Source organism: Pelagibacterium mangrovi (genome assembly GCF_036662815.1).
Taxonomy (GTDB): Bacteria; Pseudomonadota; Alphaproteobacteria; order Rhizobiales; family Devosiaceae; genus Pelagibacterium; species Pelagibacterium mangrovi.
Map to the genome: position 1 here is coordinate 84,221 of NZ_JBAFXA010000002.1, position 15,846 is coordinate 100,066.

At 63.8% G+C, this 15,846-nt stretch carries 18 protein-coding genes; 5 read left to right on the forward strand and 13 right to left on the reverse strand.

Going from position 1 to position 15,846, the window contains the following annotated elements; all coding sequences use genetic code 11:
• Nucleotides 1–87 precede the first annotated feature (87 nt).
• Complete coding sequence (gene trxA, locus V4T21_RS03125; RefSeq protein ID WP_332712939.1) at nt 88–411, forward strand: thioredoxin; 324 nt, start codon at nt 88–90, stop codon at nt 409–411.
• Nucleotides 412–465: 54 nt separating this feature from the next.
• Here the strand turns inward: trxA and V4T21_RS03130 are convergent, their stop codons facing one another.
• The 10 genes from V4T21_RS03130 to V4T21_RS03175 form a co-directional block, all read right to left on the reverse strand.
• The gene (locus V4T21_RS03130) at nt 466–1,758 is read right to left on the reverse strand and encodes a bifunctional folylpolyglutamate synthase/dihydrofolate synthase (RefSeq protein WP_332712942.1); all 1,293 of its coding nucleotides are present in this window, start codon (nt 1,756–1,758) and stop codon (nt 466–468) included.
• A gap of 25 nt (nt 1,759–1,783) precedes the next feature.
• A complete protein-coding gene (gene accD / locus V4T21_RS03135; RefSeq protein ID WP_332712945.1) occupies nt 1,784–2,779 on the reverse strand; it encodes an acetyl-CoA carboxylase, carboxyltransferase subunit beta in 996 nt (331 codons plus the stop codon).
• 95 nt (nt 2,780–2,874) lie between these two features.
• A complete protein-coding gene (gene trpA, locus V4T21_RS03140; RefSeq protein ID WP_332712948.1) occupies nt 2,875–3,702 on the reverse strand; it encodes a tryptophan synthase subunit alpha in 828 nt (275 codons plus the stop codon).
• Between the two features lie 129 nt (nt 3,703–3,831).
• Nucleotides 3,832–4,017, reverse strand: coding sequence for a hypothetical protein (locus V4T21_RS03145; RefSeq protein ID WP_332712950.1), 186 nt, complete (start codon nt 4,015–4,017; stop codon nt 3,832–3,834).
• A gap of 135 nt (nt 4,018–4,152) precedes the next feature.
• Entirely contained in the window at nt 4,153–5,373 is a 1,221-nt protein-coding gene (gene trpB / locus V4T21_RS03150) for a tryptophan synthase subunit beta (RefSeq protein ID WP_332712953.1), read from the reverse strand.
• Nucleotides 5,370–6,032: a phosphoribosylanthranilate isomerase gene (locus V4T21_RS03155; RefSeq protein ID WP_332712955.1), complete on the reverse strand. Its 663-nt coding sequence runs from the start codon at nt 6,030–6,032 to the stop codon at nt 5,370–5,372. The genes trpB and V4T21_RS03155 overlap by 4 nt, the downstream gene beginning before the upstream one ends.
• Nucleotides 6,032–6,382, reverse strand: coding sequence for a lipopolysaccharide assembly protein LapA domain-containing protein (locus V4T21_RS03160; protein ID WP_332712958.1), 351 nt, complete (start codon nt 6,380–6,382; stop codon nt 6,032–6,034). Before V4T21_RS03160 ends, V4T21_RS03155 begins: the two co-directional genes overlap by 1 nt.
• A 38-nt stretch (nt 6,383–6,420) precedes the next feature.
• A complete protein-coding gene (locus tag V4T21_RS03165) occupies nt 6,421–6,702 on the reverse strand; it encodes an integration host factor subunit beta (RefSeq protein ID WP_332712961.1) in 282 nt (93 codons plus the stop codon).
• 56 nt (nt 6,703–6,758) lie between these two features.
• Nucleotides 6,759–7,685 carry a signal peptide peptidase SppA gene (gene sppA / locus V4T21_RS03170; RefSeq protein WP_332712964.1) on the reverse strand — a complete coding sequence of 309 codons (927 nt, stop codon included), beginning with the start codon at nt 7,683–7,685 and terminating at the stop codon, nt 6,759–6,761.
• Nucleotides 7,686–7,721: 36 nt separating this feature from the next.
• Nucleotides 7,722–8,231, reverse strand: coding sequence for a GNAT family N-acetyltransferase (locus tag V4T21_RS03175; RefSeq protein WP_332712967.1), 510 nt, complete (start codon nt 8,229–8,231; stop codon nt 7,722–7,724).
• A gap of 152 nt (nt 8,232–8,383) precedes the next feature.
• On the opposite strand from V4T21_RS03175, the gene V4T21_RS03180 reads away from it, so the two are divergent.
• The 3 genes from V4T21_RS03180 (at nt 8,384) to V4T21_RS03190 (ending at nt 11,021) form a co-directional block, all read left to right on the forward strand.
• Nucleotides 8,384–9,034 (forward strand): glutathione S-transferase family protein, encoded by a 651-nt coding sequence (locus tag V4T21_RS03180; RefSeq protein ID WP_332712970.1) that lies wholly within the window; start codon nt 8,384–8,386, stop codon nt 9,032–9,034.
• 116 nt (nt 9,035–9,150) lie between these two features.
• On the forward strand, nt 9,151–10,020 hold the full coding sequence (locus tag V4T21_RS03185; RefSeq protein ID WP_332712973.1) for a division plane positioning ATPase MipZ: 870 nt from the start codon (nt 9,151–9,153) through the stop codon (nt 10,018–10,020).
• A 347-nt stretch (nt 10,021–10,367) separates the two neighbouring features.
• A complete protein-coding gene (locus V4T21_RS03190; RefSeq protein WP_332712976.1) occupies nt 10,368–11,021 on the forward strand; it encodes an SDR family NAD(P)-dependent oxidoreductase in 654 nt (217 codons plus the stop codon).
• Between the two features lie 78 nt (nt 11,022–11,099).
• Here the strand turns inward: V4T21_RS03190 and rpsA are convergent, their stop codons facing one another.
• From rpsA to aroA, 3 genes are all read right to left on the reverse strand, one after another.
• Nucleotides 11,100–12,803, reverse strand: a complete 1,704-nt coding sequence (gene rpsA, locus V4T21_RS03195) for a 30S ribosomal protein S1 (RefSeq protein WP_332712978.1) — start codon at nt 12,801–12,803, stop codon at nt 11,100–11,102.
• Between the two features lie 298 nt (nt 12,804–13,101).
• The gene (gene cmk, locus V4T21_RS03200; protein WP_332712981.1) at nt 13,102–13,740 is read right to left on the reverse strand and encodes a (d)CMP kinase; all 639 of its coding nucleotides are present in this window, start codon (nt 13,738–13,740) and stop codon (nt 13,102–13,104) included.
• Entirely contained in the window at nt 13,737–15,086 is a 1,350-nt protein-coding gene (gene aroA / locus V4T21_RS03205; RefSeq protein WP_332712984.1) for a 3-phosphoshikimate 1-carboxyvinyltransferase, read from the reverse strand. Before aroA ends, cmk begins: the two co-directional genes overlap by 4 nt.
• Nucleotides 15,087–15,366: 280 nt before the next feature.
• Between aroA and V4T21_RS03210 the strand changes: the two genes are divergently transcribed.
• Nucleotides 15,367–15,798 carry a TIGR02300 family protein gene (locus tag V4T21_RS03210; RefSeq protein WP_332712987.1) on the forward strand — a complete coding sequence of 144 codons (432 nt, stop codon included), beginning with the start codon at nt 15,367–15,369 and terminating at the stop codon, nt 15,796–15,798.
• Nucleotides 15,799–15,846 lie beyond the last annotated feature (48 nt).

A 15,846-nucleotide genomic window follows, 5' to 3' on the forward strand; every position in this document is an offset into this window, starting at 1 on the left:
CTGGCCCCCGACTCTGCCTAGCTATTATGCAATGAATGAAAGCAGAGTGGCCGTGGGTGGCCGCTCGATCGTCAAGAAGGTATCGATATGACCGGACACGTTACAGACGCCAATTTCGCCACCGAGGTGCTGGGTTCCCAGGAACCCGTGCTCGTCGATTTCTGGGCGGAATGGTGCGGTCCCTGCCGGGCGATTGCCCCGATCCTCGAGGAAATCTCGGGCGAGATGGCGGGCAAGGTGAAGATCGTCAAGCTCAACGTCGATGAGAATCCGGGAACCGCCGCCCAGTATGGCGTGCGCTCGATCCCGACAATGATCCTGTTCAAGGGTGGCGAAGCCGCCGACATGAAGATCGGCGCGGGCACGCCCAAGGCCGGTCTCGTCAAATGGCTCGAAGGCCACGCCGCCTGAGCTCAATCCTCGCGCTCCTTTCGTTTGACGCGAGAGCCAAGACGCCTCCGGAGTTCAACTCGGGGGCGTTTTGTTTTGCCTCAGCACGGCTCCGGCCAGATAGAGCGAGCCGCAGATGACGATGCGGGCATCGGGAAAATGCGCCGCCCGCTGCAGCGCGGCGGGCACCGAGCGGCAAATGGTCGTCTCTATCCCCTTGGCCTTGGGAAAGCCGGCCAGCGCGCGCGCGGGCAGGGCGCCGGTTTCCCCCGGAATGGGGACGGTGAACACATGCTCGGCCATGCCCACGAAGGGCGCGAAGAAATTGGCGGCATCCTTGGACGCCATCATGCCGCAGACCAGGACGAGCGGCGCCGGACGGGCGCGGTTCATATCCCGAAGCGCCTGGGCCAGCACGTCCGCCCCGGCCGCATTGTGCCCCCCATCCAGCCAAAGCTCCTGCCCATCGACGATATAGGTCGAGAGCGCCCCGCGCAGCGGCATGAGCCGTGCCGGCCAGACGACCGACCGCAGCCCGTCGGCGATGGCGTTGTCGTCCTCGGCAAGGCCGAAATGGCGCAGCGCAGCTATGGCGAGGGCGGCGTTGTCGATCTGATGCGCGCCCGCCAGGGCGGGCAGGGGAAGGTCCAGAAGCCCGTCCTCATCCTGATAGACAAGCTTGCCGCGCTGGGCGAAGCCGTCGAAATCGGTGCCGGCGACAAAGGGTGAAACGCCCTTGTTCCTTGCCTCGTCCTCGATGACGGCCAGCGCCTCGCCGGGTTGGCGAGCCACCACCAGCGGCACGCCGCGCTTGATAATCCCCGCCTTGGCCGAAGCGATTTCGGCCAGCGTTTCGCCCAGGAACTGGGTGTGATCCATCGAGATGGGCGTGATGACCGTTCCCAGCGGCTTTTCGATCACATTGGTGGAGTCGACCCGGCCACCCAGCCCCACTTCGAGCAGCAGCACATCGGCCTTGACGCGCGAAAACAGTAGGAAGGCGGCGGCCGTAGTGATTTCGAAAAAGGTGATGGGCTTGCCGCCATTGGCCGCTTCGCATTCCTCGAGCGCCGCGTTGAGGGCGCGCGAGGACACAAGTTCGCCCGCCAGTCTTATCCGCTCGCGGAACGCCACGAGATGGGGCGAGGTGTAAACATGCACTCGCTTGCCCTGCGCCTCGAGCATGGCGCGCAGATGGGCGATGGTCGATCCCTTGCCATTGGTGCCCGCCACATGGATCACCGGCGGCAGCCGGTCCTGGGGTCGGCCCAGCGCTTCGAGCATGCGCTCGGTTCGCCCCAGCTCGAGATCGATGAGCTTGGGGTGGAGCGTCAGCAGCCGCTTCAGGATCGCATCGGTGCGGGACACGGCTGCCCTATCTTCGCGTCAGAAACTATTCGGCGTGCCCGGCAACGGGCGTATTGGCGAGCAGATCGTCGTCCCCATCGCCCTCGGCCGCCACCGCGACATCGCGCATGGTCACCACGGCGGCTTCGGTCGCCGCCGCGGCCTGGCGCGCCGCCGGAATGGCTTCGTTGACCGGAGCCTTGCTCAACAACCCGATCAGCGAGCCGATGGTGGGACGCAGATTGTGCCGGTGGACGACCATGTCGACCATGCCGTGGTCATAGAGATATTCCGAGCGCTGGAAGCCCTTGGGCAGCTTTTCGCGGATGGTCTGCTCGATGACGCGCGCGCCGGCAAAGCCGATTACCGCGCCCGGCTCGGCCAGATGCACGTCGCCCAGCATGGCGTAGGAGGCGGTCACCCCGCCGGTGGTGGGGTTGGTCAGAACCACGATGTAGGGCAGCCCCGCTTCGCGCAGGCGCTGCACGGCAACGGTGGTGCGCGGCATCTGCATGAGCGAGAGGATGCCTTCCTGCATGCGCGCACCGCCCGAGGCGACGAACATCACAAAGGCGGTGCGGTCGTTGAGCGCGGCTTCCAGCCCGGTGATGATGGCCGAACCGGCCGCCATGCCGAGCGAGCCGCCCATGAAATCGAAATCCTGCACGCCGACCGTAACCTTGGTGCCGTAAAGATCGCCCTGAGCGACGATCACGGAATCCTCATAGCCGGTCTTGGTGCGATATTCCTTGAGCCGGTCGGTATAGCGCTTGGTATCGCGAAACTTGAGCGGATCGAGCGGCACCGAGGGCAGGGCCAGCTTGGTGTACTTGCCCTCGTCGAAGAAATTGGCGAGGCGGTCGGCCGCCTTGATCTTCATGTGGTAGCCCGAATTGGGCACCACCCATTGATTGGCTTCCAGATCGCGGTGGAACACCATTTCCCCGCTCTCGGGGCATTTGACCCACAGATTGTCCTCGACCTCGCGGCGATTGAGGAAGGAGCGAATCTTGGGGCGGACGACGTTATCGATCCAGTTCATTGCGTGCTTCTTGAGCCTGGTGATTTCTGGGTTTGCGCATCAGCTAACGCGCATTGGCGTTGCCGGTTATGTAGGAAGCAATTGTGGCAATACTATCAGCTTCTGGCGGCGCGTGCACCCTGGGAGAGCGTGCGAACCAGATTGTGAACAGCCTCGGCGGTTGCCTGTTGGTCAAGGCGTTCGCCGAGCGATTTTTCGACCGTCGAAACCAGCGCCGAACCCACGACGACGCCATCGGCATCCTTGCCGATCAGCGCGGCATCCTCGGCGGTCTTGATGCCGAACCCGACGGCGACGGGAAGATCGGTCACCGATTTGATGCGGTTCACAGCTTCGCCCACGGCAGTGCGGTTCTTGATTTCGGCGCCGGTGATCCCGGTCATCGAGACGTAATAGACAAAGCCCGACGCATTGGCGAGCACGCGGCCCAGGCGTTGGTCGTTGGTGGTCGGGGTGGTGAGGCGGATGAAGTTGAGCCCGGCCTTGAGGGCCGGCAGGCAGAGTTCATCGTCCTCTTCGGCGGGCAGGTCGACGACGATCAGCCCGTCGACGCCGGCCTTTACGGCGGCTGCCACAAAATCTGCGACGCCGTAGATGTAGATGGGATTGTAATAGCCCATGAGGACGATCGGGGTCTCGTCGTCGCGTTCCCGGAACCGAGACACCGCCGCAAGGGTCTTTTCGAGCGTCATGCCCGCTTCGAGAGCCCGCCGGCCGGCGAGCTGGATGGCGACGCCATCGGCCATGGGGTCGGAAAAGGGCATGCCCAGCTCGATGATATCGGCTCCGGCGGCGGGAAGCCCGGCCAGGATCGCATCGGCGGTCTGGGGATCGGGGTCGCCGGCCATGACGAACGAAACGAAGGCCGGCCGGTTCTCTGCCCGAGTCTTTTCAAACCGCTTGTCGATGCGCGAGCCGCCCATGAGGTCTCCGGAAACAGGATGGAGTGAAGGTGCGGCGATAAAGGACAGGATCGGGGATCAAGTCAACACCGGCAACAAAAAAGGCGCCTGCAGGAGCGGGCGCCTTTTTCTCATATGCGCTGTTCGGACTTACTTGGAGCTGAAAGCGGTGTCGAATGCGTGGCGGGCGATGTCGGCGCGGCTGAGGCCGCGAGCGCGAAGCGCCTCGTCCGAGAGGTTCGACAGATCCGAGTAAAGGTTCGAGGCGCGGCGGGCGCGGCCGATATCGCCGAAAAAGCCCGAAATTGCGTCAAATGCGTTGTTATTGCGTGCCATGGTCCAAATCTCCTACGTCAGTGCTTGATCGCTTGAGATCAAAATGGTCCCACACACACTCGGAAACAAGCGCTGGCCGGGTATTCCAGCCATGCGGAAAACGGGGGGCTTGTGCCCGGAAGGGTAAACGGGACGTTAAAGCGCCATACCCAATTGGCGCCCCACCGACTCCACGTCCTTGTCGCCGCGTCCCGAAAGGCAAAGAACGATGATCTCGTCCTTGCCCATGGTAGGAGCGAGCTTCATGACGTGGGCGAGACCGTGGGCGCTTTCAAGGGCGGGGATGATACCCTCGAACTTGGTGCAGGCCATGAAGGCGTCCAGCGCTTCCTTGTCGGTCACCGGCACGTAATCGACCCGACCGCTGTCACGCAGGAAGGCGTGTTCGGGCCCGACGCCGGGATAGTCAAGGCCGGCGGAGATCGAGTGTCCTTCCAGAATCTGCCCATCGGCATCCTGGAGCAGATAGGTCCGGTTGCCGTGCAGCACGCCGGGGCGTCCACCGGTCATCGAGGCGGCGTGGCCGTTTTCGACATCGAGCCCGTGGCCTCCGGCTTCGGCGCCGAAAATCTTTACGCCGGTTTCGTCGAGGAAATCATAAAATGTGCCGATGGCGTTCGATCCGCCGCCGATACAGGCGACGAGCGCATCGGGCAGGCGGCCTTCGGCTTCCATGATCTGGGTGCGGATTTCCTCGCCGATCACCTTCTGGAAGTCGCGCACCATCTCGGGATAGGGGTGAGGGCCGGCGGCGGTGCCGATCAAATAATAGGTCGTCTCTACATTGGTCACCCAATCGCGCAGCGCCTCGTTCATGGCGTCCTTGAGCGTGCCGGCGCCGGCGGTGACCGGGCGGACCTCGGCGCCGAGCATTTTCATGCGCAGCACGTTGGGCATCTGCCGTTCGACGTCGGTGGCGCCCATGAAAACGGTGCAGGGCAGGCCGAAGCGCGCGCAGACCGTGGCGGCGGCCACGCCATGCTGGCCGGCGCCCGTCTCGGCGATGATGCGCGTCTTGCCCATGCGCTTGGCCAGAAGAATCTGGCCCAGGCAGTTGTTGAGCTTGTGGCTGCCGGTGTGATTGAGGTCTTCGCGCTTGAAATAGACCTTGGCGCCGCCGAGCTCGGCCGTCATGCGCTCGGCGAAATAGAGCGGGGAGGGGCGGCCGGCGAAATGCGTGCGCAGATCGTCCATTTCGGCGAGAAACTGGGGATCGGCCTGGGCGGCGCGGTAGGCCTTTTCCAGATCGAGGATGAGCGGCATCAGCGTTTCGGCGACGAAGCGTCCGCCATAGATGCCGAACTTGCCGTTTTCGTCCGGCCCTTGACGCAGGGAGTTGGCGCTCTGCTGGCTCATGATTGTTTCCCGTCTGCTGCCGCTTCCCGCGCGCGGGAAATGAAAGCGGTGATCAGCCCGGCATCCTTGACGCCCTTTTCGCGCTCGACCCCCGAGGAGACGTCGAGCCCGAAGGGGCGGACCGTTCTGACCGCTTGCGACACGTTGTCGATATCAAGGCCACCCGAAAGCATGAAGGGCAGCGACGGGTCAAGGGCTTCGAGCAGGCTCCAGTCGAACGCCTTGCCCAGACCGCCGGGGCGGGTGGCGTCCTTGGGGGGCTTGGCGTCGAGGATCAGGCGATCGGAAACCGTGCGGAACGTGGGCGCGAACCGGACGTCCTTTTCATCGCCGACCGGAAGGGCCTTGATGATCTTGAGCCCCGAACGCTCCCGGATATCGGCGGTGCGCATCTTGTTTTCGCTGCCGTGGAGCTGGAGCCATTGCACGCCGGTGGCGGTCGCCGCAGCCACGGTATCGTTATCGGGATCGACGAGGAGGATCACCGTTTCGAGCCTGTCGCCGGCCTGTTTCACGAGCCTGGCGATCTCCTCGAAACCCAGATGGCGCGGGCTTTTGGCGAAATGGACGAACCCGACCATGCCGGCACCCTGGGCGATGACATGATCGAGGATGTCCGGGGTTTTGACCCCACAAATCTTGATGAGCGGCGTTGTCATCACGCCAATTCGTCGGCTGCGAGAAGAGCGGGATCGTCGGCGCGGGCCGGGGCGCGGCGGGCGTGATCGAGATCGGTCTTGAGCCTCTCGTTCTCGCGGCGCAGGCGCTTTTCTTCGCGCCGGTGCCCCGCCTGGGTCAGCCACACGGCGAGACCCCCAAGCGAAATGCCGGCAAAGAGCACGGCGTAGATGACAAGGAACAGCGGCACGCCGAAGCCGGGCGCGGCCTGATCGACGGCGACCAGCGGGTTGAAATTGACGGCGACCATGTGCCGGTTGGCGAGCGCGAAGATCAGCACCAGAAGGCACAGGGGAACGAGCACGAGCCAGCCGACGATGCGTTTACGCATAGGGTGTTAAGTTCCTGTTGCGAAAGGCAGAAATGGGGTCAATCCCCGTTCAGCCGCTCGCGGATTTCCTTGCCGGCCTTGAACTGGGGGACGTATTTCTCGCCCACGTCGACCTGTTCGCCGGTGCGTGGATTGCGGCCCACGCGCGCCGGGCGGTTCTTGACCGAAAAGGCCCCGAAACCGCGCAGTTCCACCCGATCGCCACGGGCCAAGGCATCGCCGATCTCGTCGAGGATGGCGTTGACGATATTTTCGATATCACGATGGAAAAGGTGCGGGTTTTCTGCCGCGAGCTTTTCGATGAGTTCGGATTTGATCATTCTCGTCGCACGCCCCCCGGCGCAATCAGGCTAAATGGCTTTTGGCCTTGACGTTTTTACGGGCCATGAGGGTGCCAAAGGGAAACAAGCCCGTCAAGCGGCAAGCCGTTTCCTAAATCACCAAAAGCCCGCGAGAGGATGAAGTCGAGCCAGTTCGGCCCGGTTTGGAGCGGCCAGACGTCGACGACCGGCAGGTCGGGATCGACACCCTGTTCGGCGGCAAGCCATTGAATTGCCTCGCGTTCGCCACCCGTGGCGTCGATCAGACCAGCTTCGAGCGCCATCGTGCCCGAGAGGATGCGGCCATCGACAACCGCTTGAATCTGCTGGCCATTCATCCCCCGGCGTTCGGCGACGAGATCGATGAAATATTGAAACGAGGAATCGACGAGATCTTCGAGCGCGACACGGATCTGGGGCGTGATGGGTTCGTCGAAATCGGGCTCTGACTTGAGGGGTCCGGAGGCCACCTTGTCGAGGTCTATCCCTATGGTATCGAAGAGCTTTCCGGCATCGACATGCTGATAATAAACCCCGATCGACCCCACGATCGAGAGGTTGCGCGCCAGGATATGATCGGACGCTATGGCGCCCATATAGGCGGCCGAGGCGCCGAGCTCGCCTATGGTGCTAACCAGCGGTTTTTGCTCGGCAATTTCGCGCAGGGAATCGTAAAGCTCCTCGCCGCCCGCCGTGGTGCCGCCGGGGCTGTTGATGGCAACGACGACGGCGGAAATCGTGTCGTCCTCGGCAAGGCGCGAGAGGAGGGCGGCCCGGTCGGGATCGGTGGCGATGGTCCCCGAAATGGTAACGCGTGCAATGGCTTGGCCGGGCTGCTCGAAAAGCGGAAGATACCGAGCGAGGGCGAAAAACACCGCGGCGGCGAGCGCCAGGAAGGCGAAAATGCGCCAGCGGCCGCGCGAACGCCGGAGCGAGCGGGTGACGGGAATCGTTTCGACGGGATTATCGTCCACAAGCGGCATATACGGGTCCAGATCGGGCTTATTGGGCGGTGAACGCTACCCTAGCGCGGGGCTGAATGCCACCATTGTGCGAACCATATAGGCGGCATCGGGCGCGTATGTGGCAAGTTTTTTGGCCAGCGCCGGATCGGCGGAGGCAACAAAGCCGTGCCGCGACCAGAACGGGACCGAGCCGTTGACGGCGACCAGGCTCATGGTGCCCAGGGGCTGGGCGAGGGTCGCTAGCCGTTCGACGATCGCGCTGCCTGCTCCCGTTCCGCGCGCGGCGGGGAGGAGGGCGAGGTCGTGAACATAGAGCGTATCGGGGGCTGGGGGGGTGGTATTGAGGAGGGTGTTGAGGGCCGGGATGACGCCGCGTTGAAACGGGTGGGCGAGAACATAGCCGGCGGGGGTGCCATCGACCTCGAAAAGGAAGCAGAATCGGGGAGCGATGGCCTGGCGATCGGCAAAGATCGCGTCGTCCTCCGGGAAGCCCGGGTGGACATTTGCGGCGATCGCGGAGACGGCGGGGATGTCGGTGGGAAGGAGAGGGCGCCAGGCGTGCATTTTGGATCGGAGAGGGTTGGAGGTCAGGACCGGGCGATCTTATGGTGCCGGGCCGGGTCCGGGGCAATGGTTTGGCCCGGGAAAATGCGGGGGCATTATGTCGGGAATGGGGGCGGCCATTCGTCCTTCGGAGGTAAAAGGAGATAGAGGTCATGACCCCAACCATAACCGCGTTCGAACGCTCGCCCGATGGCGGCAAGGGGCAGGCGCGCGACATGCGCGTGCGCTGGGCCCTCGAAGAGGTGGGCCAGCCCTATGAGGTGCGCCTGGTTTCGTTTCAGGCGCTCAAAGAGAAGCCGCATCGGGCCCTTCAGCCCTTCGGGCAGATTCCGACCTATGAGGAGGGCGATCTGGTGCTGTTCGAATCGGGCGCCATCGTCCTGCATATCGCCGAGCGCCATGGGGGCCTGTTGCCCGAGGATGCGAACGGAAGGGCGCGGGCCATCGCCTGGATGTTCTGCGCGGTGACCACCATCGAGCCGCCGATCGTCGAGCGCGAGCAGGTGCCCTTTCTGGAGCGCGATCGGAGCTGGTACGCCGAACGCCTGCCGCTGCTCGAGGACCGCATCCGCGTCCGGCTGGACGATCTGGCGGCGCGGCTGGGCGATAACGAATGGCTCGATGGCGGGTTCTCCGCCGGCGATCTGATGATGGTGATGGTGCTGCGCCGATCCTACGGCATGGGGGTGATCGAGGGTTATCCCAACCTTGCCGCCTATGTGGCGCGCGGCGAGGCGCGGCCGGCGTTCAAGCGGGCCTATGGCGCGCAGGAGGCGGTGTTCAAGGCGGCGGCGGGCCAATGACGGCCTTGTTGAAAACATCCCTCCGGGTGAGCGCCGGGCGCCTTCATTAAGGCCCTGTTAACCATGTTGGCACCTGATGGGCTGGAATATCCAGACCTGATCAAAGGGAAACCGGCATGTCGCAGACTGGCGCGCACGTCATTGCAGTGGGCAACGAAAAGGGGGGATCGGGCAAGTCGACGACGGCGCTCCATCTCGCCGTCTATCTGCTGCATCAGGGCTATCGCGTCGGCACCGTGGACGTCGACAGCCGGCAGCAGACGCTGACGCGCTATGTGCGCAACCGGCGGGCGACGGCCAAGAGCGCCGAGCGCGAAATCCCCGTGCCCAAGCACCTTTACATTCCCACGGCCTGGGGCGATTCGATCAGCGAAAACCAATTGGCCGAGCGCGATGTTTTCGACCGCTCGCTGGCGGGGTTGCGCGGAAACGTCGATTTCATCGTCATCGACACGCCGGGCTTCGACTGCAATCTGGCGCGGGCGGCGCACGCGATGGCCGATACGCTGGTGACCCCGCTCAACGATTCGATGATCGATCTGGACGTTCTGGCCCGCATCGACGACCAGAGCGGGGAGCCGATCCAGACCAGTCCCTATTCGCGCAACGTCCAGAAGGCGCGGGCCGACCGGCTGGCGCGGACCGGGGTTGGCATCGACTGGGTGCTGGTGCGCAACCGCATCTCCAATCTGGGCTCGCGCAACGCCGACCAGGTGCAAAGGACCATCGAAAAGGTCGCCGACCGGCTAGGATGCCGGGTGGCCGAGGGGATTGCCGAGCGGGTGATCTTCCGCTCGCTGTTCACGCTGGGAATGACGGTGTTCGATCCGCTGGAGGCGGAGCTGTTGGGGAGCACGCCGTCGATGTCGCATATCAATGCGCGGCAGGAATATCGGAGCCTGGTGGCGGCGCTGCGGTTGCCGGTGAGGCTGCCGGTGCCGGCGGCGGACAATGAGGGGGTCGGGGCGGAGAGGGTTTCGGCGTAGGGAGCTTGATCTCTCCGCGCGGCGGGTGGGGAGACGCTGAGCTTGGATTCCGGGAATGACAGGCTGGGGAGAGCAAGGCTCGGAGCCTCAAACACCCAGCGCTGCCTCGAACACCCACTGGTATGGGCTTTGGTATCGGTTCTTTCCCCCAAGACGTGAAGTGCGGCGGCGTGGCGCAGCTGAAGGGGGCACTCGGCATGTGTTGGAGAAGGAGCCGAGAACGGCGAGCGTATCTGGCCCCGGGATAAACCCCGGGTGACAGCGGTGGGGGAGGTCGGTTGCCTCGCGTTCGAAGCGGCTGTTACACATTGGGGTTTCGAATTCGAACTGCCGCGAAAGGGTAGCGTATGGGTAAGACACTTCTGGTTGTTGGGGCCGGGCCGGGGATCGGGCTGGAAACCGCAAGCCGGTTTGCCCGGGAGGGGTTCGATATCGTGCTGGCCTCTCGTCAGCCCGAAAAGCTGGGCGCGGGGCTCGATGAACTGCAGGCCGAGGGTGCCGTCGTCGAGACGCGGGCGGTGGATGCGGCCGATGGGGAAGCGGTTAGCGCGCTGGTGGGCGAGTATGCCGGCACGCTCGACGTGCTGCTCTACAATGCGGCCGTGCTGCGGTTCGGCCCGACTATCGATCAGATAACGCCGCAAAGCATCGACGAGGACATTCAGGTGGGCCTGTCGAGCGCGCTGCGGGCCATTCAGGCGGCGTTGCCGGGCATGGCCGCAAAGGGCGGCGGCACGATCCTTCTAACGGGCGGCGGGATCGCCGATACGCCCTATCCGGTGGCCCTGACGCTGGGGGCCGTCAAATCGGGGCTGCGCAACGCGACGCAAGCGCTGTTCGAGCCGCTCAAGGCGCAGAACGTGCATCTTGGAGTTCTGACGGTCAATGCGTCGGTGACGCCGGGGTCGGACGCCGCGCGCGAGATCGCGGATGCCTATTGGGAGCTGCACGAAGCCGCGCCGGAGAACTGGGCTTACGAAAGCCATTACCCCAAGGCCTGATCCGCGGCAGATCACCAACGCAAAGAAAAAGGGCCCGCGCTTGCGCGCGAGCCCCATAAAGTCAAAGCAACTACGTTGCTACTTCTTGTCCTGGCCCTTGAGGGCTGCACCAAGAATATCGCCGAGCGAGGCGCCGGAGTCGGACGAACCGTACTGAGCCACGGCTTCCTTTTCTTCGGCGATTTCGAGCGCCTTGATCGAGAGGCCGATGCGGCGGGTCTTCTTGTCGAACTGGGTGATGCGGGCATCGACCTTTTCGCCGACGGCGAAACGCTCGGGGCGCTGGTCTTCGCGGTCACGGCTCAGATCCGAACGGCGGATGAAGGCCGTCAGATCGGTGTCGGCGACGCGAACCTCGATGCCACCATCGGTGATGGCGGTGACTTCGGAGGTGACGATCGCACCCTTGCGCAGGCCGTCGGAGCCCGAAGCGGCAGCTTCGAAGCTGTCGGTGCCGAGCTGCTTGATACCGAGGGAAATGCGTTCCTTTTCGATATCGACGTCGAGAACCTTGGCCTTGACGATATCGCCACGGTTGTAGTCCTCAAGCGCTTCTTCGCCCGGACGGTTCCAGTCGAGATCGGAGAGGTGGACCATGCCGTCCACATCGCCGTCGAGGCCAATGAACAGGCCGAATTCGGTCTTGTTCTTGACTTCGCCTTCGATCTCGGAGCCCACAGGGAACCGGTCGGCAAAGCTTTCCCACGGATTGGCGAGGGTCTGCTTGAGGCCGAGCGAGATGCGGCGCTTTTCGGGATCGACCTCGAGGACGACCACTTCGACTTCCTGGGAGGTCGAGACGATCTTGCCCGGATGGACGTTCTTTTTGGTCCAGCTCATTTCCGAGACGTGGATCAGGCCTTCGATGCCGGGCTCGAGCTCCACGAACGCACCGTAATCGGTGATGTTGGTGACGCGGCCGGTGAACTTGGCGTTGACCGGGTATTTCGCCGCAATGCCTTCCCACGGATCGGCCTGGAGCTGCTTCATGCCCAACGAAATGCGGTGGCTTTCCTGGTTGACCCGGATGATCTGGACCTTGATGGTCTCGCCGATCGAAAGCACTTCATTGGGGTGGTTGACGCGGCGCCAAGCGATGTCGGTGACGTGCAGCAGCCCGTCGATGCCGCCCAGATCAACGAACGCACCGTAATCGGTGATGTTCTTGACGACGCCTTCGACCACCTGGCCCTCTTCGAGCTGCTGGACGATTTCCGAACGCTGTTCGGCGCGCGATTCTTCGAGAATGGCGCGGCGCGAGACGACGATATTGCCGCGGCGCTTGTCCATCTTCAAAATCTGGAAGGGCTGGGGCACGTTCATCAGCGGAGCGATGTCGCGGATGGGGCGGATATCGACCTGCGAGCGCGGCAGGAAGGCCACGGCGCCGTCGAGATCGACGGTGAAACCGCCCTTGACCTGGTTGAAGATCTGGCCTTCGACCTTCTCGTTCTTTTCGTAGAGGGCTTCGAGGCGGACCCAGCTCTCTTCGCGGCGGGCCTTCTCGCGGGAGAGGACAGCCTCGCCCATCGCGTTCTCGACGCGGTCGACATAGACTTCGACTTCCGAGCCCACATCGATGGTGCCGTCACGGCCGGCGGCGCCGAATTCCTTCAAAGGCACGCGGCCTTCGGTCTTCAGTCCCACGTCGATGATGGCGAGATCTTTCTCGATGGCAACGACGGTGCCTTTGACAACGGTGCCCTCGACGGGATCGATGTCCTGGAAGCTCTCCATAAGGAGATGTTCGAAATCTTCTGCGGATGCAGTCTGGTTAGCCATTAAAACTCCATTCCGGTTTTGGGCCGGAATCTGGGGGGTTGGTGTTGATGATGTATAGGGTTGGGCAGGGGGTGAAACCGAAGCGATGACACACGGGGCAGCTCAGCGCACCCCTCATCCGACCCGGCTGCGCCGGCCCACCTTCTCCCTCAAGGGGAGAAGGGTAATGGGGCTCCCCTACCTTCGGGAACAATCCCCAAGGTAAAGCGTGCCGCCGAAATATCTGCGATTGGTCCCGACACCGGCAAAAGCGTTCTCGGCCCAACCCCTGCAAATTTGGATTTCGCTGCCCTCGATTTCAAGGGGCGGATTTGCGGGCGATGGCCGCATCGACTTCTGCGATGGCTGCCGTAATGGCGGCTTCTATATCCAAATTGGTGGTATCGAGCAAGACCGCATCGTCGGCCGGGCGGAAGCCACCATGGGGGGCGGCGGCGTCGCGGGCGTCGCGCGATTCGATATCGGCGAGGAGCTGGCCGCGATCCACCGCCTGGCCGCGGGCTTCGAGCTGGCGGGCGCGGCGGTCGGCCCGCACATGCGGATCGGCGACGATGAAGAGCTTGGCATCGGCTTCGGGCGCGATCACCGTGCCGATATCGCGGCCATCGAGGACGGCGCCACGGGCTTGCGTCGCGAAATCGCGCTGGAAGGCGAACAGCGCCTTGCGCACGCCGGGAAAGACAGCGATGCGGGAGGCCAGGATACCCACTTGCGCGCCGAGCAGGAATTCGGGGTCCACCCCCGTCATGTCGAGCAGTTCGGCGGCGCGGGTGGCGCGGCCCTCGATATCGGGGGCATCGATATGGGCCTTAACCGCCAGCCCGACGGCGCGGTAGAGCAGGCCGGTATCGAGATGGGGGAGGTTGAAATGCCGGCCCAGGGCGGCGGCGATGGTGCCCTTGCCCGAGGCGGCCGGACCATCGACGGCGATGATCATGCGGCATCCTCGGCGGGCGAGAAGCCAGCGCCCAGGCGCGCAAAATCGGCCTCGAAACTGGGAAAGCTCGTCATGATCATCCGGTCGTCATCGACGTGGACCGGCTTTTCGGAGGCAAAGCCCATGACGAGAAAGCTCATGGCGATGCGGTGATCGAGATGGGTTTTGACGGTGCCGCCGCCGGGGACGGCGCCCTTGCCTTCGACGATGAGGAAATCATGGCCTTCCTCGCAGACAACGCCATTGGCTTCGAGCCCGCGCGCCACGGCGGCGAGGCGGTCGGATTCTTTCACCCGCAATTCCTCGAGGCCGGGCATTTCGGTGCGCCCTTGCGCAAAGGCGGCGGCCACCGCGAGGACGGGGTACTCGTCGATCATCGAGGGGGCGCGGTCGGCGGGGACGGTGACGCCCTTCAAATCCGAGTGTTTCACGCGCAAATCGGCGATGTCCTCGCCGCCCGAGACGCGGCGGTTTTCGATGGAAATATCGCCGCCCATTTCGATCAGCGTATCGATCAGCCCCGTGCGGGTGGGGTTCATGAGGACGTTTTCGATAACGACCTCCGAACCGGGCACGATGAGCGCTGCCACCAGCGGGAAGCCTGCCGAGGAGGGATCGCCGGGGACGATCAGTTCCTGGCCCTTGAGGTCTGGCAGGCCCTGGACGCGGATGGTCCTGACGCCATCGGCGTCCGTTTCGATCGAGATGTCTGCGCCGAAGCCTTCGAGCATCTTTTCGGTGTGGTCGCGGGTCATGATCGGTTCGACCACAGTCGTGGTGCCGGGAATGACGAGGCCGGCCAGCAGCACGCAGGATTTGACCTGGGCCGAGGCCATGGGCACGCGATAATTGACCGGAACCGGATCGGTGGCGCCGCGCAGCGCGATGGGGAGGCGGTTGTCGTGATGCTCGACAACTTCGACGCCGATGGCGCGCAGGGGATCGAGCACGCGCTTCATGGGGCGGGCGGTGAGGGAGGCGTCGCCTGTAAAGCGGGTGGTGAAGGGATAGGCGCCCACCAGCCCCATGGTCAGCCGGACGCCGGTGCCGGCATTGCCGAAATCGAGATCGTGGGAGGGAGCGAGGAAACCGCCCACGCCCAGCCCGTCGATCTGCCATGTATCGCCGGTTTTTTCGATTTTCGCGCCCAGCGCCTGCATGGCGCGGCCGGTGGCCAAAACGTCGTCGCCTTCGAGCAGGCCCGTGACGGTGGTGCGGCCCAGCGCCATGGCGCCGAACATCATGGCCCTGTGGGAAATCGACTTGTCGCCGGGCACCTTGATGGTTCCCGAAAGCGCACCTTTATGGTGGCTGGCGCGCGGACGTGGAGCAAGGGCATGGGACATGGCGGAAGGACCCGGAACTGGACTGGCGGAAACGAGGCCGGGCTTAGCATGATCGGCAAGCGCTGCCAACGCCGGAGCCGGGCGCACGGACCTTAGCGCGTCAAAGAGCGCATTTAGGGTTTGACATCGCCAAAAATTTCACGCTAACCGGTCGATCCAAAGCGGCAGCCCCTCCCGATCGGAGGCGCCCCGCGCAAAGAGATTACGCGTGTCGCGCCCGCAGGTTTTGGCGGGCGCACCAGAAATCAACCCTACAGCACAGATAAAATGGGGAATTGCCTTGGCCAGTGACGAACGCGGTACCAAGCGGACCTGCCCGGTGACGGGCAAGAAATTCTACGATTTGGGCAAGGACCCCGTGGTCTCGCCCTATACGGGGAAATCCTATCCCCTGAGCTTTTTCGAAGCCGCGCAGGAAAAGGCCGCCGTCAAGTTCGGCGCCAAAACCCGCAAGGCCGAGGAAGAGGACGAGGACGAGGTCGAAGAGGCCGATGTGGACACCGCCGCCCAGGAAGCGGGCGCCGAGGTCATCTCGCTCGACGATGCCGAAGACGACAGCGACGACGACAATGGCGATGACGATCTCGCCGATGTCGAGGACGTCGAAGTGGACGAAGAACTCGGCGGGGACGACGACGATACGTTCCTTGAGACCGACGACGAGGATGACGAGATCGATTTCGACGTCGAAGTGGACGAAGACGAGCGGTAGTTTTTCTGTCTCACGGGCCGCACCGCTCGCGGCATGACGCGTTAGGCT

Bases quoted from the DNA above. Each gene is read 5' to 3' on its own strand.
- V4T21_RS03175 (WP_332712967.1), bottom strand. From the start codon at position 8,231: ATGCACGCCTGGCGCCCTCTCCTTCCCACCGACATCCCCGCCGTCTCC.
- sppA (WP_332712964.1), bottom strand. From the start codon at position 7,685: ATGCCGCTTGTGGACGATAATCCCGTCGAAACGATTCCCGTCACCCGC.
- V4T21_RS03165 (WP_332712961.1), bottom strand. From the start codon at position 6,702: ATGATCAAATCCGAACTCATCGAAAAGCTCGCGGCAGAAAACCCGCAC.
- rpsA (WP_332712978.1), bottom strand. From the start codon at position 12,803: ATGGCTAACCAGACTGCATCCGCAGAAGATTTCGAACATCTCCTTATG.
- V4T21_RS03145 (WP_332712950.1), bottom strand. From the start codon at position 4,017: ATGGCACGCAATAACAACGCATTTGACGCAATTTCGGGCTTTTTCGGC.
- aroA (WP_332712984.1), bottom strand. From the start codon at position 15,086: ATGTCCCATGCCCTTGCTCCACGTCCGCGCGCCAGCCACCATAAAGGT.
- V4T21_RS03160 (WP_332712958.1), bottom strand. From the start codon at position 6,382: ATGCGTAAACGCATCGTCGGCTGGCTCGTGCTCGTTCCCCTGTGCCTT.
- V4T21_RS03155 (WP_332712955.1), bottom strand. From the start codon at position 6,032: ATGACAACGCCGCTCATCAAGATTTGTGGGGTCAAAACCCCGGACATC.
- trpB (WP_332712953.1), bottom strand. From the start codon at position 5,373: ATGAGCCAGCAGAGCGCCAACTCCCTGCGTCAAGGGCCGGACGAAAAC.
- V4T21_RS03190 (WP_332712976.1), top strand. From the start codon at position 10,368: ATGGGTAAGACACTTCTGGTTGTTGGGGCCGGGCCGGGGATCGGGCTG.
- trpA (WP_332712948.1), bottom strand. From the start codon at position 3,702: ATGGGCGGCTCGCGCATCGACAAGCGGTTTGAAAAGACTCGGGCAGAG.
- accD (WP_332712945.1), bottom strand. From the start codon at position 2,779: ATGAACTGGATCGATAACGTCGTCCGCCCCAAGATTCGCTCCTTCCTC.
- V4T21_RS03185 (WP_332712973.1), top strand. From the start codon at position 9,151: ATGTCGCAGACTGGCGCGCACGTCATTGCAGTGGGCAACGAAAAGGGG.
- cmk (WP_332712981.1), bottom strand. From the start codon at position 13,740: ATGATCATCGCCGTCGATGGTCCGGCCGCCTCGGGCAAGGGCACCATC.
- V4T21_RS03180 (WP_332712970.1), top strand. From the start codon at position 8,384: ATGACCCCAACCATAACCGCGTTCGAACGCTCGCCCGATGGCGGCAAG.
- trxA (WP_332712939.1), top strand. From the start codon at position 88: ATGACCGGACACGTTACAGACGCCAATTTCGCCACCGAGGTGCTGGGT.